A 14,930-nucleotide genomic window follows, 5' to 3' on the forward strand; every position below is an offset into this window, starting at 1 on the left:
CGGGAAGGCGCTACGTGAGTCCCAACGGCTCCGACCGCTCGTCGCGGCGCCCGATGCGGCGGAAGCTGCCGCAGGTGCTGACTGCGGGCCTGATCCTGGCGACAGCCACCGGCTGCTCGTACAACTGGGAAGACTTCCCCCGCCTTGGCATGCCCACCCCCGTCACGGAAGAGGCGCCTCGGATCCTCTCCCTGTGGCAGGGCTCGTGGGCCGCCGCGCTCCTCACCGGCATCCTGGTGTGGGGCCTCATCCTGTGGTCGGTCATCTTCCACCGGCGCAGCCGGACCAAGGTCGAGGTACCTCCGCAGACCCGCTACAACATGCCCATCGAGGCGCTGTACACGGTCACCCCCCTCATCATCGTCTCGGTGCTCTTCTACTTCACCGCGCGCGACGAGTCGAAGCTCCTTGCCCTCTCGGACAAGCCGGCCCACACGATCAACGTGGTCGGCTACCAGTGGAGCTGGGGCTTCAACTACATCGAGGACGTGCCCGGCGTCGAGGGCGACGCGAAGACGGACAAGAACCTCGCGTCCATTCCGGACAAGTACATCAAGCAGTTCCCGGAGAACGCGGGTGGCGTCTACGCCGCCGGCATCCCCGGCGACCGCAACCCGCAGACCGGCAACCCGGGCCCGACCCTGTGGCTGCCGAAGGGCGAGAAGGTCCGCTTCGTCCTCACCTCGCGTGACGTCATCCACTCCTTCTGGGTGGTGCCGTTCCTCTTCAAGCAGGACGTCATCCCGGGCCACACCAACGTCTTCGAGGTCACCCCGACCCAGGAGGGCACCTTCCTCGGCAAGTGCGCCGAGCTGTGCGGTGTCGACCACTCCCGGATGCTCTTCAACGTCAAGGTCGTCTCCCCGGAGCGCTACCAGGCGCACCTGAAGGAGCTGGCCGAGAAGGGCCAGACCGGCTACATCCCGTCCGGCATCGAGCAGACGGACCCGGCCAGGAACGCGGAGAAGAACCAACTGTGAGCATCCCCAACGAAACCAAGGGTGCCGCGGCTGAGGACTCGTACGAGAACGAGCTGCCCGTCCGCCGCAAGCAGCCCGGCAATGTGGTGGTGAAGTGGCTGACCACCACCGACCACAAGACCATCGGTACGATGTACCTGGTCACCTCGTTCGTGTTCTTCATCATCGGCGGCCTGATGGCGCTCTTCATGCGCGCCGAGCTGGCCCGTCCGGGCACGCAGATCATGTCGAACGAGCAGTTCAACCAGGCGTTCACGATGCACGGCACGATCATGCTGCTGATGTTCGCGACGCCGCTGTTCGCCGGATTCGCGAACTGGATCATGCCGCTGCAGATCGGCGCGCCCGACGTGGCGTTCCCGCGGCTGAACATGTTCGCCTACTGGCTGTACCTCTTCGGCTCGATCATGGCGGTGGCCGGCTTCCTCACCCCGCAGGGTGCGGCCGACTTCGGCTGGTTCGCCTACTCCCCGCTGTCGGACGCGGTCCGCTCGCCGGGCGTCGGCGCCGACATGTGGATCATGGGTCTGGCCTTCTCCGGCTTCGGCACGATCCTCGGCTCGGTCAACTTCATCACCACGATCATCTGCATGCGCGCCCCGGGCATGACGATGTTCCGCATGCCGATCTTCACCTGGAACGTGCTGCTGACCGGTGTCCTGGTCCTGCTCGCCTTCCCGGTCCTGGCGGCGGCGCTCTTCGCCCTCGAGGCGGACCGCAAGTTCGGTGCCCACGTCTTCGACGCGGCCAACGGCGGAGCCCTGCTCTGGCAGCACCTCTTCTGGTTCTTCGGACACCCAGAGGTGTACATCATCGCGCTGCCGTTCTTCGGCATCGTCTCCGAGGTCATCCCGGTCTTCAGCCGCAAGCCGATGTTCGGCTACATCGGTCTGGTGGCCGCGACCATCGCGATCGCCGGTCTCTCCGTGACGGTGTGGGCGCACCACATGTACGTCACCGGAGGCGTGCTCCTCCCGTTCTTCTCCTTCATGACGTTCCTCATCGCCGTACCGACCGGCGTGAAGTTCTTCAACTGGATCGGAACGATGTGGAAGGGCTCGCTGTCCTTCGAGACCCCGATGCTCTGGACGATCGGCTTCCTGATCACCTTCACCTTCGGTGGTCTGACCGGCGTCATCCTGGCCTCGCCCCCGATGGACTTCCACGTCTCCGACTCGTACTTCGTCGTGGCGCACTTCCACTACGTGGTGTTCGGCACCGTCGTCTTCGCGATGTTCGCCGGCTTCCACTTCTGGTGGCCGAAGTTCACCGGCAAGATGCTGGACGAGCGCCTGGGCAAGATGACCTTCTGGACGCTGTTCATCGGCTTCCACGGCACCTTCCTGGTGCAGCACTGGCTCGGTGCCGAGGGCATGCCGCGTCGTTACGCGGACTACCTGGACGCCGACGGCTTCACCGCGCTGAACACGATCTCGACGATCTCGTCGTTCCTCCTCGGCCTGTCGATGCTGCCGTTCTTCTACAACGTGTGGAAGACCGCCAAGTACGGCAAGAAGGTCGAGGTCGACGACCCGTGGGGCTACGGCCGTTCGCTCGAATGGGCGACGTCCTGCCCGCCGCCGCGGCACAACTTCCTCACGCTGCCGCGGATCCGTTCGGAATCGCCCGCGTTCGACCTGCACCACCCTGAGATCGCGGCTGTCGACCAGCTGGAGAACAAGCCGCACGAGGCCGCGGCCCTCACGGGCAGCAAGGAGGCCGGCAAGTGAAGATCCAGGGCAAGATGTTCATCTGGCTGAGCGTCTTCATCCTTGCCATGGCGGTCCTCTACGGCGTCTGGAGCAAGGAGCCGGTCGGTACGACGGCGCTCTTCCTGGCCTTCGGCCTCTCCATCATGATCGGCTACTACCTGGCCTTCACGGCCAAGCGTGTCGACGCGATGGCCCAGGACGACAAGGAGGCCGACGTCGCGGACGAGGCCGGCGAGGTGGGCTTCTTCGCCCCCCACAGCTGGCAGCCGCTGTCGCTGGCCCTCGGTGGAGCGCTCGCGTTCCTCTCGGTCGCGATGGGGTGGTGGATCATGTACTTCTCCGCCCCGCTGATCCTCGTCGGCATCTGGGGCTGGGTCTTCGAGTTCTACCGCGGTGAGAACCAGAACCAGTAGTGGCACCCGCAACACCCCCGAGGGGCCCGGTCACTTCGTACGCGAAGCGGCCGGGCCCCTCGTTTGCGCCGCTCGGCGCGCCACGGCGCGGAACTGTCCTTAGCGTGAGGTCATGAACGACACGCCGCGCATTCGGACTGTTCTGAGCTGCACTCTTCTGGCCCTCACCGTCACCGCGGGCGTCGTGGCGTGCGCGGGCGGCCCGGACGGGCACCCGCTGTCGGAGACCCCGTACGACGCGGCCGACCAGATCACGTTCGCGGCGGCCGACGGGACCCGTCTCGACCCCGAGAAGCCGCTGGAGATCACCGCCAAGGGCGACGAGGGACGCCTCACCGACGTCACCGCCGTCGACGCGGCCGGCCGGCACCTCGCGGGCGAGCTCACCGCGGACGGCCGCACCTGGCGCTCCACGGGCTCGCTGGCCGCCGGGACCCGTTACACCGTCAGAGTGGCCACGGAGGACGAGGACGGGGCCCCAGGCGCCCGTACGTACACGTTCGAGACGGCTCCGGCGAAAAGGGCCCTGACCGCCACCTTCGGGCCGGAGGCGGGCACGTACGGCGTCGGGCAGCCGATCACCGCCGACCTCAGCCTCGCCGTCAAGGACCGGGCCGCGCGCGCCGTCGTCGAACGGGCGCTCAAGGTCCGCTCCACGCCCGCCGTCGAGGGCTCCTGGTACTGGGTGGACGACAAGAAGCTGCACTTCCGGCCCAAGGAGTACTGGCCGGCCGGCACGCTCGTCTCCGTCACCGCCAACCTCGACGGGCTCCGGGTCGGCGACAAGCTCTACGGCGGCCCGTCCGCCCCGCTGCGGCTGAAGATCGGCGACCGCGTCGAGGCCGTCGCCGACGCCTCGACCCACTACATGACCGTCCGGCGCAACGGAGAAGTGATCAACACCATTCCGGTGACCACCGGGAAACCGGGCTTCTCCACCCGTAACGGGATCAAAGTGGTGCTCGGCAAGGAGTACTACGTCCGGATGCGCGGGACCAGCATCGGCATCGCCGAAGGCAGTTCGGAGTCGTACGACCTGCCGGTGTACTACGCCACCCGGGTCACCTGGAGCGGCGAGTACGTGCACGCCGCCCCCTGGTCCGCCGGCTCCCACGGCGTCGCCAACGTCAGCCACGGCTGCGTGGGCATGTCCACCGGCAACGCCGCCTGGTTCTACGAGACCGTCCGCCCCGGCGACATCGTCAGGACCGTCAACAGCTACGGCGAACTGATGGACACCTTCGGCAACGGCTTCGGCGACTGGAACATGGAGTGGGACAAGTGGCGCCGGGGCAGCGCCCTGGTGGCCGAGAAGGGCGACCCCTCGGCCACCGAGGTCACCAGGGCCCGCCTCCGGCCCTCCCTCTGAGAGCGGGGCCGGCCCGCCGGACCCGCGCCGTCACGCGTCCAGCGACAGGCGGGAGCGGAGCAGGGCGGCCAGGGACGCCGCGAACTCGACCGGTTCCACCGGAAGGGTGACCGCGGCGTCCGCGCGGCTCCAGGTGGCCAGCCAGGCGTCCTGCGGGCGGCCGATGAGCAGCAGCACCGGCGGGCAGCGGAAGACCTCGTCCTTGATCTGCCGGCAGACGCCCATGCCGCCCGCGGGGACGGCCTCGCCGTCCAGGACACAGACGTCGATCCCGCCCTCGTCGAGCCGCTTCAGCACGGCCGGGAGCGTCGCGCACTCCACGAACTCCACCGGGGGCACGTCCGCCGCGGGCCGCCGCCCGGCGGCGAGCCGGACCTGCTCCCGGGTGTTCGCGTCGTCGCTGTAGACCAGGACCGTGGCACTCGACTGCATCGTTCCTCCGTCCGGAAGGCGGGCCGGTCGTCCTCGACCGGTGCGCGGGATGCTACTCCGCTCCACACCCCGTCAACACCCGTTCAACACCTGTTCGAAGGGTGCCGGGGGGCCCGCGCGATGGGCCGTTCGGGCTGGACACACCCCCCTGACACTCCGAACGGCACCCCCCGGAGTGAGGGCGGGATAAGCGACCGACATAATGTCGGTCGTGGCGACAGTAACGACAGTAGATACCGGGCACGCGCACCCGTCGGTCAATCGACCGAACCTCACCAGCGTCGGAACCATCATCTGGCTGAGTTCCGAGCTGATGTTCTTCGCGGCCCTCTTCGCGATGTACTTCACCCTGCGATCGGTGACCGGTCCCGAGTTCTGGACGGAAAAGGCCGACGCCTTGAACTTCCCGTTCTCGGCGACCAACACCACGATCCTGGTGCTCTCCTCCCTCACCTGCCAGCTCGGCGTCTTCGCCGCCGAGCGCGGTGACGTGAAGAAGCTCCGGACGTGGTTCATCATCACGTTCGTGATGGGTGCGATCTTCGTCGGCGGCCAGGTCCTGGAGTACACCGAGCTGGTCAAGCACGAGGGCCTCTCGCTCTCGTCCGACCCGTACGGCACGGTGTTCTACCTGACCACCGGCTTCCACGGCCTGCACGTGACGGGCGGTCTCATCGCCTTCCTGCTGGTCCTCGGCCGGACGTACGCCGCCAAGAGGTTCACTCACGAGCAGGCAACCGCCGCCATCGTCGTGTCCTACTACTGGCACTTCGTCGATGTCGTCTGGATCGGCCTCTTCGCCACGATCTACATGATCAAGTAGTCGGCCACCGCCCGTCGCGGCGGACCGACATCCAGCAAGCATCGACGCAGAAGATCCTGACACCGGGGTAATCCGTGAAAAAGCTCTCCGCACGACGACGCCATCCGCTGGCGGCGGTCGTCGTCCTACTTCTCGCGCTGGCGGCCACGGGGGGGCTGTACGCCGCGTTCGCGCCCGCGGGCACGGCGAAGGCCGATGAAACCGCCCAGTCCCTCGCCATCGAGGAGGGCAAGAAGCTCTACTCCGTCGGCTGCGCCAGCTGCCACGGAACCGGCGGTCAGGGCACCACTGACGGCCCGTCCCTCGTCGGCGTGGGCTCCGCCTCCGTGGACTTCCAGGTCGGCACCGGCCGCATGCCGGCGCAGCAGCCCGGCGCCCAGGTGCCGAAGAAGAAGGTCATCTACACGCAGGCCGAGATCGACCAGCTCGCGGCGTACGTGGCCTCCCTCGGCGCCGGCCCGATCACGCCGAAGGAAAGCCAGCACGACCCCGCGGGTGCCGACGTCGCCAAGGGTGGCGAGCTGTTCCGCACCAACTGCGCGCAGTGCCACAATTTCACCGGCGAGGGCGGCGCGCTGACCCACGGCAAGTACGCCCCGACCCTTGAGGGCGTCAGCACGAAGCACCTCTACGAGGCCATGCAGACCGGCCCGCAGAACATGCCTTCCTTCCCGGACAGCACCATGCCGGAGAAGGAGAAGAAGGACATCATCGCGTACGTCCAGGCCGTCAACGGCGAGAAGACCGCCAGCCCGGGCGGCCTCTCGCTCGGTGGCCTCGGCCCCGTCTCCGAGGGCCTGTTCGCCTGGATCTTCGGTCTGGGCGCCCTGATCGCAGTTGCCATCTGGGTCGCGGCCCACACCGCTAAGGCCAAGAAGTCATGAGTACCCAAGAGATTCCAGAAGAGAACCTGCCGGCAGGGCAGGACACCGCGCACGGCGCGGTGAAGGTCGCGGACAACCCGTTCGTCGACCCGGGCCTTCCGCCCCACAAGCCGCGCATCCAGGACATCGACGAGCGGGCCGCCCGTCGGTCCGAGCGCGCGGTCGCCTTCATGTTCGTGCTGTCGATGCTGGCCACCGTCGGCTTCATCGCCTCGTACGTGATCTTCCCGGTCGACAAGAACGTGTACATCTGGCCCTTCGGTCACGTGTCCGCGCTCAACTTCGCGCTCGGCTGGACGCTCGGCCTCGCCCTCTTCTTCATCGGCGCGGGCGCGGTCCACTGGGCCCGCACCCTGATGTCCGACGTCGAGATCGCGGACGAGCGCCACCCGATGGCCGCGACGCCCGAGGTCAAGGCGAAGGTCATGGCGGACTTCGCGGCCGGCGCCGCCGAGTCCGGCTTCGGCCGCCGCAAGCTCATCCGCAACACCATGTTCGGCGCGCTGGCCCTGGTGCCGCTCTCCGGCGTCGTGCTGCTGCGTGACATGGGCCCGCTGCCCGAGAAGAAGCTCCGCACCACGCTGTGGGCCAAGGGCAAGCTGCTCATCAACATGAACACGCACGAGCCGCTGCGTCCCGAGGACGTCGCCGTCGGCTCGCTGACCTTCGCGATGCCCGAGGGCCTCTCGGAGCACGACCACCACTTCCAGGTCGAGATCGCCAAGGCCGCCCTGATGATCGTCCGGATCCAGCCGGAGGACATCAAGGACAAGCGCGAGCTCGAGTGGTCGCACGACGGCATCGTCGCCTTCTCGAAGATCTGCACCCACGTCGGCTGCCCGATCTCGCTGTACGAGCAGCAGACCCACCACGTGCTCTGCCCGTGCCACCAGTCCACCTTCGACCTGTCCGACGGCGCCCGAGTCATCTTCGGCCCGGCCGGTCACGCCCTCCCGCAGCTGCGGATCGGCGTGAACGACGAGGGCTTCCTCGAAGCGCACGGCGACTTCGACGAGCCCGTCGGTCCCTCTTTCTGGGAGCGCGGATGAGCACTGTGACCCACACGGACAAGAAGGCGCCCGCCGGTGAGCGGATCGCCGACTGGGCCGACGGCCGCCTGGGGATCTACACGCTGGCCAAGGCCAACATGCGGAAGATCTTCCCGGACCACTGGTCCTTCATGCTGGGCGAGATCTGCCTCTACAGCTTCCTCATCATCATCCTGACGGGCGTCTACCTGACGATGTTCTTCCACCCGTCGATGAACGAGGTGGAGTACGCCGGACCGTACGTCCCGCTCCAGGGACAGCTGATGTCCGAGGCGTTCAACTCGACCATGCACATCTCCTTCGAGGTGCGCGGTGGTCTGCTCATCCGGCAGATCCACCACTGGGCGGCGCTGATCTTCCTCGCCGGCATGTTCGTGCACATGATGCGCGTCTTCTTCACCGGTGCGTTCCGCAAGCCGCGTGAGATCAACTGGCTGTTCGGCTTCCTGCTGTTCTTCCTGGGCATGTTCACCGGCTTCACCGGCTACTCGCTCCCGGACGACCTGCTCTCCGGCACCGGTGTCCGCTTCATGCAGGGCGCGATCCTGTCGGTGCCGATCGTCGGCACCTACCTGTCGATGTTCCTCTTCGGCGGCGAGTTCCCCGGCGGCGACTTCGTGGCCCGGTTCTACTCGGCGCACGTGCTGCTGCTCCCCGGCATCATGCTGGGCCTGGTGGTCGCGCACCTCATCCTGGTGTTCGTCCACAAGCACACGCACTTCGAGGGCCCCGGCCGGACGAACAAGAACGTCGTCGGCATGCCGCTGCTCCCCGTGTACATGGCGAAGGCCGGAGGCTTCTTCTTCCTGGTCTTCGGCGTCATCACGGTCATCGCGGCGATCGCCTCGATCAACCCGATCTGGGCCCTCGGCCCGTACCGCCCGGACCAGGTGTCCACCGGCGCCCAGCCCGACTGGTACATGGGCTTCGCCGAGGGTCTGATCCGCGTCATGCCGGGCTGGGAGATCAACCTCTGGGGCCACACGCTCGTCCTGGGCGTGTTCATCCCGCTGGTGATCTTCCCGCTGGTCCTCGCGGCGATCGCGGTCTACCCGTTCATCGAGTCCTGGATCACCGGCGACAAGCGCGAGCACCACATCGCGCAGCGCCCGCGCAACGCTCCGACGCGCACCGCCTTCGGTGTCGCCTGGATCACCGCGTACATGATCATGCTCGTGGGTGGTGGAAACGACCTCTGGGCGACCCACTTCCACCTGTCGATCAACTCGATCACCTGGTTCGTGCGGATCTTCTTCTTCGTCGGCCCGGTCATCGCGTTCATCGTCACCAAGCGGATCTGCCTCGGCCTCCAGCGCCGGGACAAGGACAAGGTGCTGCACGGGCGCGAGTCCGGCATCATCAAGCGCCTGCCGCACGGTGAGTTCGTCGAGATCCACGAGCCGCTCAGCCAGGGCGAGCTGTACAAGCTCACCGCGCACGAGCAGTACCAGCCCGCCGAGCTGCCGCCGGCCGTCGACGAGAACGGCGTCGAGCGGAAGGTCGGCGCGGTGGAGAAGCTCCGGGTCAAGCTCAACAAGGGCTACTACGGCGACGACAACCAGGTCGCCAAGCCCACCCTGGAGGAGTACAAGGAGATCCAGAGCGGCCACGGCCACCACTGATCCCTCCTGACCTCCTGACGTAGGTCGCCACGGCGAGAGCCCCGTCCATTCGATGGACGGGGCTCTTTGCCGTACCGGCGGCTCGATAGGCTGGACCCGTATCCGACACACGATCATCAGGAGCTGCCATGAGCGCTGTGACCCCCGCTGGAGGACCGACCACGGCGGGCCGCTCCTGGCCCGTCCTCCTGAACGGCCTCCTGGAGGGGAAGGACCTCTCCGCCGACGACACCGCCTGGGCGATGGACCTCATCATGAGCGGCGAGGCGACGGACGCCCAGATCGCCGGCTTCATGGTGGCGCTCCGCGCCAAGGGCGAGACCGTCGAGGAGATCAGCGGGCTCGTCCGGACGATGTACGCGCACGCCAACACGATCGAGGTGCCCGGCCCGGCCGTCGACATCGTCGGCACCGGGGGCGACGGCGCCAAGACCGTCAACATCTCCACGATGGCCTCGATCGTCGTCGCCGGCACCGGCACCAAGGTCGTCAAGCACGGCAACCGGGCCGCGTCCTCCGCCTCCGGCTCCTCCGACGTCCTGGAGAAGCTCGGCATCAACCTCGGGCTCACCCCGCAGCGGGTCGCCGAGGTCGCCGAGGAGGCCGGGATCACCATCTGCTTCGCGGTGAAGTTCCACCCCTCGCTGCGGCACGTGGCCGCCGCCCGCGGCCAGCTCGGCATCCGCACCACCTTCAACGTGCTCGGCCCGCTCACCAACCCGGCCCGGGTGAAGGCCCAGGCCGTCGGCGTCGCCGACCCCCGGATGGCGCCGATCGTCGCCGGAGTCCTCGCCGAGCGCGGCAACTCCGCGCTGGTCTTCCGCGGCGACGACGGCCTGGACGAGCTGACCATCACCGGCACCTCCCGCGTGTGGGTGGTCCGGGACGGCGCGGTGCGCGAAGAGGTCTTCGACCCCCGGGACGCGGGCCTCGACCTCGCGCCCCTGGAGGCGCTGCGCGGCGCCGACGCCTCGTACAACGCCGACGTCGCCCGCCGTCTCCTCGCCGGCGAGACCGGACCGGTACGGGACGCGGTGCTGCTCAACGCGGCGGCGGCGCTCACCGCGCTCGACCCCGGCGAGGGCACCCTCGCGGAGCGGCTGCGCGCCGGCATGGCGCGGGCCGCCGAGTCCATCGACTCCGGCGCCGCCCGCGCGGCCCTGGACCGCTGGATCACCGCCAGCAACGCGTGACGACCGCCGCGCGGTCCGCGTGACACCCGCCGCGACACCCGTTCCGGAATGCGGACGGGGTTGCGCGGACCGCGAGCGGTGGCATACGTTCGGCAACAGGTCATGAGTGACAGCCCTCAAGCCCCGGCTGGCTGTCCGGCAACCCTCCGTCCGTGGCGGGGTGCCCCGGGTGAAGACCAGGCCGTGGACAGCAAGGTCCTCGGCAAGCGCGGACCCCTGCGCCATCCCTGGGGTCCTGGTCCTCGAGGGAGCGGTCTCGTGAGCAAGCGAATGCGTTAGGGCCTCCGGCCCCTTCTTCCCACCTCCGCACGGCCCCCTTCTCGCCGCGCGTCGAGGTCACCACCCGTACACGGCACGCCGTCGCGCGTCGCCCCGCGGGTCCTTCACGCCACTCGCCTGTCCTGCCGGGAGATACCGCCATGTCCGCACGCCCGAACGCCGCCGCCACCACCGCCGAGACCGCCGCCTCCGACGCCGACGCCTGCTGCACCGGCCCGCTGCCCGTCCTCGGCCGCGACGTCACCGTCCCGCTCGTCACCGGCGGCGAGGTGACCTACGCGGCCCTCGACTACGCCGCCAGCGCCCCCGCCCTCCAGCGGGTCTGGGACGACGTCGCCGCCTACGCCCCGTACTACGGCAGCGTCCACCGCGGCGCCGGCTACCTCTCCCAGCTCTCCACCGACCTCTTCGAGCAGAGCCGCGCCACCGTCGCCGAGTTCCTCGACTGCCGCGAGGACGACCAGGTCGTCTTCACCCGCTCCACCACCGACTCGCTCAACCTCCTCGCCCAGGTCGTGCCCGCCGACTGCCAGGTCTTCGTCTTCGAGACCGAGCACCACGCCTCCCTGCTGCCCTGGCGCGACGCCCAGGTCACCTACCTCAACGCCCCCCGCACCCCCGCCCAGGCCGTCGAGACCCTGGAGCGCGCCCTCGCCGACCGCGACCCTCACGGCCCCGCCCTCGTCTGCGTCACCGGCGCCTCCAACGTGACCGGCGAGCTGTGGCCGGTCCGCGAACTGGCCGCCGCCGCCCACGCGCACGGCGCCCGGATCGTCCTCGACGCCGCCCAGCTCGCCCCGCACCACCCGGTCTCCGTGCGCGAACTCGACGTGGACTGGGTCGCCTTCTCCGGGCACAAGCTCTACGCGCCCTTCGGCTCCGGCGTCCTGGCCGGCCGCGCCGACTGGCTCCAGGCCGCCGAGCCGTACCTGGCCGGCGGCGGCGCCTCCCGCACCGTGGCCCGCCGGGCCGACGGCGGCGTCGACGTCCAGTGGCACACCACCGCGGCCCGCCACGAGGCCGGCTCCCCGAACGTCATCGGCGTCTACTCCATCGCCTCCGCCTGCAAGGCGCTGACCGAGGCCGGCTTCGACACCCTCGTCGCCCGCGAGCGCCACCTCATCGACACCGTCCGCGCCGGCCTCGCCGAGGTGCCCCAGGTCCGCGTCCTCTCCCTCTTCGGCGACGACGCCCCCCGGGTCGGCGTCATCTCCTTCGTCGTCGACGGCTGGAACAGCTCCCACTTCGCCGCCGCCCTCTCCGCCGAGTACGGCATCGGCGTCCGCGACGGCCTCTTCTGCGCCCACCCGCTCGTCCGCACCCTGCTCGGCTCCGACGCCCAGGACCCGGGCGAGTGCGGCGCCCCCGAGCCGGCCGCTCCCGGCGAGCGGTCCCTCAACGCCATCCGCGTCAGCTTCGGCGCCGGTACGCCGGACGAGCACGTCGAGCGGTTCGTCGGCGCCGTGAAGGAACTCGTCCGCGACGGCGCCCAGTGGAAGTACCGCACCGAGGACGGCCGCTGCGTGCCCGACCGCGGCTGAGCGCCGGGGTTCAGGCCGCGAGCCGGGTGCCGACCAGCACCATCCGCAGGGCCCGCTCGGCGGCGTCCGCCAGGAACTCGGCGCCCCGGTCGAGCGCTTCGGGCAGCGCCACCGGCGCGGGCAGGATCGAGCCGTAGGCGTCGACCCCGACCGCCCGCACCTCGTGGGCGCCCTGCCCGAGCGTCCCGGCCAGCGCCAGGACCGGCACCCCGTGGGCCTTGGCCCGGCGGGCCACCTCCGCCGGCACCTTGCCCCGCACGGTCTGCCCGTCCAGCGCGCCCTCCGCGGTGATCACCAGATCGGCGCGGGCCAGCCGGGCGTCCAGGTCGACGTGGTCGAGCAGCACCTCGAAGCGGGGGAGCAGCCGGGCCCCGAGCGCGGCGAGTCCGGCGCCGAGCCCGCCCGAGGCCCCGGACCCCGGGGCCGTACCGAGTCCGGCGGGCGCGCCCAGGTCCCGTACGAGCAGCGCGGCCCAGCGGTCCAGGGCCGCCGCCAGCTCCTCGACGCTCTCCGGACCCGCGCCCTTCTGGGGGCCGAAGACCCGGGCCACGCCCCGCTCGCCGCCGAGCACGTTGTACGGATTGCAGGCGACGAGCAGCTCGGCGGTCGCGAGCCGGGGATCGAGCCCGGCCGGGTCGATCCGGTCCAGCCGGTTCAACGCGGCACCCCCAGGCGGGAGTTCGGCTCCCTCGGCGTCCAGGAGCCGGGCGCCGAGGGCCTGGAGCGCCCCCGCTCCGCCGTCCGAGGTTCCGGAGTCGCCGCAGCCGACGAGGACGCGGCGGGCTCCGGCGTCCAGCGCGGCCCGGATCAGTTCGCCCACCCCGTACGTGGTCGTGGAACCCGGGTCTCGGCGGCCGGCCGGCACCAGGGAGAGGCCCGCGACGGCCGCCATCTCGACCACCGCGGAGGAGTGGTCGAGCAGCGCGAAGTGGGTGCGCACCGGGATGCCGAGGGGGCCCGTCGCGATCCGGGGCAGCAGCCTGCCGCCGGTCGCGGCGGCCAGTGCCTGGGCGGTGCCCTCACCGCCGTCGACCAGGGGTATCAGGTCGACGACGGCGTCCGGGCGGACCCGGCGCAGCCCCTCGGCGATGGCCTCGGCGGCCTCGGGGGCGGAGAGGGACTCCTTGAAACCGCTGGGGGCGACGGCGATGTGAAGGCTCACGGCTGGGACTCCAGGAGGACGGGCACGCCGAGCAGCGGCCAGACGACGAGGGCGAAGAGCAGCACCAGGGCGGCGCTGAGCGGGGCGAGGACGGCGGAGAGCCGCAGCAGGTCGCGGGGGGCGAAGGTGGGGACGCCGTCCGGTGGTTCGGCGAAGAGGGCGACCGGCTTCGCGGAGGCCGGCAGCGTGTGGCAGAAGCCGGCGGCGGCCGTGGAGGCGAGCGCGGCGGCCACCGGGTTCACCCCGGCGCCGGCCGCCGCGGCCACGACCAGCGGCACCAGGACGGAGGAGCGGGCCGAGCGGGACTGGAGCACCAGGTGGGCGGCGGTGCTCACGGCGACGACCACGGCGAGGAAGGCCCACGGGGGCACCCCGCCCGGCATGCCGCCGACGAGCCAGCCGGCGGCGCCGGAGTCGACCAGGGCCACGCCCATCGCGGTGGTCGCCGCCATGAAGAGCAGCATCGGCCAGGGCACCGACCGCAGCCCGTCCTTCATCCGGACGGTGCCGAGCGCGGGGGAGGAGGCCACCACCGCGCCGATCAGCGCGACCACGGCGGGGGAGACCCCGTGCAGCGGTTCGGCGCACCACAGCACCACCACCGTGCAGAGCAGCAGCAGACAGCGCTGTTCGGGAGGGGAGAGCGGGCCCGACACCGGGGTGGCGGAGTGCTCCTGGAGCGCGTCGAGGGTGATCTTCACGGGTCCGCGCCGGTCCTCGCGCCGGGTGGTGGTGAGCAGCACCGCCTCCGCCGCCAGATGGGAGGAGACGACCGCGAGCGGCAGGCCGAGGACCAGCCAGCGGGCGAAGCCGATGGACTCGCCGGTCTGCTCCAGGAGCACCCCGACGGTGATGAGGTGGGCGCCGGCGCCGATCAGGGTGGCGACGGCCGACAGCAGGATGACGGTGGGGAAGAGCAGGGCCAGCATCACCACGAGCCGGCGCCGGTCGGCGAGCGAGCGGGCGAGGGCGAGGAAGACCGGCAGGGCCAGGGCGGCCCGACCCGAGGTGGCCGGGACGGCGAAGGCGGTGACGACGAGCGCGGCGGTGGTGAGGTGGACCAGCTGGCGTACGGACCGGGCCCCGGTGACGAGGAAGGCGGCCGCGCGGCCCGCGAGGCCGGTCCGGGTGACCGCCGCCGCGAGGACGAAGGCGCAGATCAGCAGCCAGACGGTGGCGTCGCCCAGGGTGGCGAAGAGGGTGTCGGCGCTGAGCACCCCGGTGACGGTGAGGGCGAGACCGGCGCCCAGGGCGATGTAGGTGTCGTCGACCGGGGCGGCGATCCAGGCGCAGGTGGCGAGGGCGAAGACGGCCAGGGTCAGCCGCGCCTCGCCGCCCAGGCCGGGGGCGGTGCCGGGGACGGCGAGCACCGCGCAGGCGCTGAGCGCGAGGCAGAGCCACACCGTCTGTCGGAGGGAGAGGTTCACAGGAACCACCCTCCGGGCGGCCGGTGAGCCGTCGATGAGCCCTC

General features: G+C 70.3%; 12 protein-coding genes, 1 pseudogene and 1 riboswitch. Of the genes and pseudogenes, 10 read left to right on the top strand and 3 right to left on the bottom strand.

Translation table 11 applies throughout. The annotated features are described in order from the left end of the window. Positions 1-14: 14 nt before the first annotated feature. The 4 genes from coxB to ACIGHB_RS14675 all read left to right on the top strand — a co-directional run bounded on the left by coxB (position 15) and on the right by ACIGHB_RS14675 (position 4,474). Positions 15-980 carry a cytochrome c oxidase subunit II gene (gene coxB / locus ACIGHB_RS14660; protein WP_388870155.1) on the top strand — a complete coding sequence of 322 codons (966 nt, stop codon included), beginning with the start codon at positions 15-17 and terminating at the stop codon, positions 978-980. Further along, entirely contained in the window at positions 977-2,710 is a 1,734-nt protein-coding gene (gene ctaD / locus ACIGHB_RS14665; protein WP_360313651.1) for a cytochrome c oxidase subunit I, read from the top strand. Before coxB ends, ctaD begins: the two co-directional genes overlap by 4 nt. Continuing rightward, positions 2,707-3,105 (top strand): cytochrome c oxidase subunit 4, encoded by a 399-nt coding sequence (locus ACIGHB_RS14670; RefSeq protein ID WP_360313649.1) that lies wholly within the window; start codon positions 2,707-2,709, stop codon positions 3,103-3,105. Before ctaD ends, ACIGHB_RS14670 begins: the two co-directional genes overlap by 4 nt. Positions 3,106-3,217: 112 nt before the next feature. Further along, positions 3,218-4,474 (top strand): Ig-like domain-containing protein, encoded by a 1,257-nt coding sequence (locus tag ACIGHB_RS14675; protein ID WP_399913067.1) that lies wholly within the window; start codon positions 3,218-3,220, stop codon positions 4,472-4,474. Between the two features lie 30 nt (positions 4,475-4,504). On the opposite strand, the gene ACIGHB_RS14680 is transcribed toward ACIGHB_RS14675, so the two are convergent. Beyond that, positions 4,505-4,906, bottom strand: coding sequence for a hypothetical protein (locus tag ACIGHB_RS14680; RefSeq protein ID WP_360313645.1), 402 nt, complete (start codon positions 4,904-4,906; stop codon positions 4,505-4,507). A gap of 202 nt (positions 4,907-5,108) precedes the next feature. Here ACIGHB_RS14680 and ACIGHB_RS14685 point away from each other — a divergent pair, with 202 nt between their 5' ends. From ACIGHB_RS14685 to ACIGHB_RS14710, 6 genes are all read left to right on the top strand, one after another. Next, positions 5,109-5,729, top strand: coding sequence for a heme-copper oxidase subunit III (locus tag ACIGHB_RS14685; protein WP_189850239.1), 621 nt, complete (start codon positions 5,109-5,111; stop codon positions 5,727-5,729). A 74-nt stretch (positions 5,730-5,803) separates the two neighbouring features. Then, on the top strand, positions 5,804-6,613 hold the full coding sequence (locus ACIGHB_RS14690) for a c-type cytochrome (RefSeq protein WP_360313643.1): 810 nt from the start codon (positions 5,804-5,806) through the stop codon (positions 6,611-6,613). Next, complete coding sequence (locus tag ACIGHB_RS14695; RefSeq protein ID WP_360313641.1) at positions 6,610-7,662, top strand: Rieske 2Fe-2S domain-containing protein; 1,053 nt, start codon at positions 6,610-6,612, stop codon at positions 7,660-7,662. The genes ACIGHB_RS14690 and ACIGHB_RS14695 overlap by 4 nt, the downstream gene beginning before the upstream one ends. Then, positions 7,659-9,284: a cytochrome bc complex cytochrome b subunit gene (locus ACIGHB_RS14700; protein ID WP_360313639.1), complete on the top strand. Its 1,626-nt coding sequence runs from the start codon at positions 7,659-7,661 to the stop codon at positions 9,282-9,284. Before ACIGHB_RS14695 ends, ACIGHB_RS14700 begins: the two co-directional genes overlap by 4 nt. Before the next feature lie 128 nt (positions 9,285-9,412). Beyond that, positions 9,413-10,477, top strand: a complete 1,065-nt coding sequence (gene trpD, locus ACIGHB_RS14705; RefSeq protein ID WP_360313637.1) for an anthranilate phosphoribosyltransferase — start codon at positions 9,413-9,415, stop codon at positions 10,475-10,477. 98 nt (positions 10,478-10,575) lie between these two features. Continuing rightward, positions 10,576-10,692: riboswitch (SAM riboswitch) on the top strand. Between the two features lie 204 nt (positions 10,693-10,896). After that, complete coding sequence (locus tag ACIGHB_RS14710; RefSeq protein WP_360313635.1) at positions 10,897-12,297, top strand: aminotransferase class V-fold PLP-dependent enzyme; 1,401 nt, start codon at positions 10,897-10,899, stop codon at positions 12,295-12,297. On the opposite strand, the pseudogene ACIGHB_RS14715 reads toward ACIGHB_RS14710, so the two are convergent. Together ACIGHB_RS14715 and ACIGHB_RS14720 are read right to left on the bottom strand one after the other, a co-directional pair. Further along, a pseudogene (locus ACIGHB_RS14715) lies at positions 12,258-13,459 on the bottom strand (glycerate kinase); the annotation flags it as partial. The gene ACIGHB_RS14710 and the pseudogene ACIGHB_RS14715 overlap by 40 nt on opposite strands. Continuing rightward, complete coding sequence (locus tag ACIGHB_RS14720) at positions 13,456-14,886, bottom strand: SLC13 family permease (protein ID WP_399913075.1); 1,431 nt, start codon at positions 14,884-14,886, stop codon at positions 13,456-13,458. The gene ACIGHB_RS14720 and the pseudogene ACIGHB_RS14715, both read right to left, overlap by 4 nt. Between the last annotated feature and the right edge of the window lie 44 nt (positions 14,887-14,930).

The sequence above is a fragment of the Streptomyces sp. NPDC085460 genome, assembly GCF_044541975.1.
In the GTDB taxonomy this organism is placed as follows: domain Bacteria; phylum Actinomycetota; class Actinomycetes; order Streptomycetales; family Streptomycetaceae; genus Streptomyces.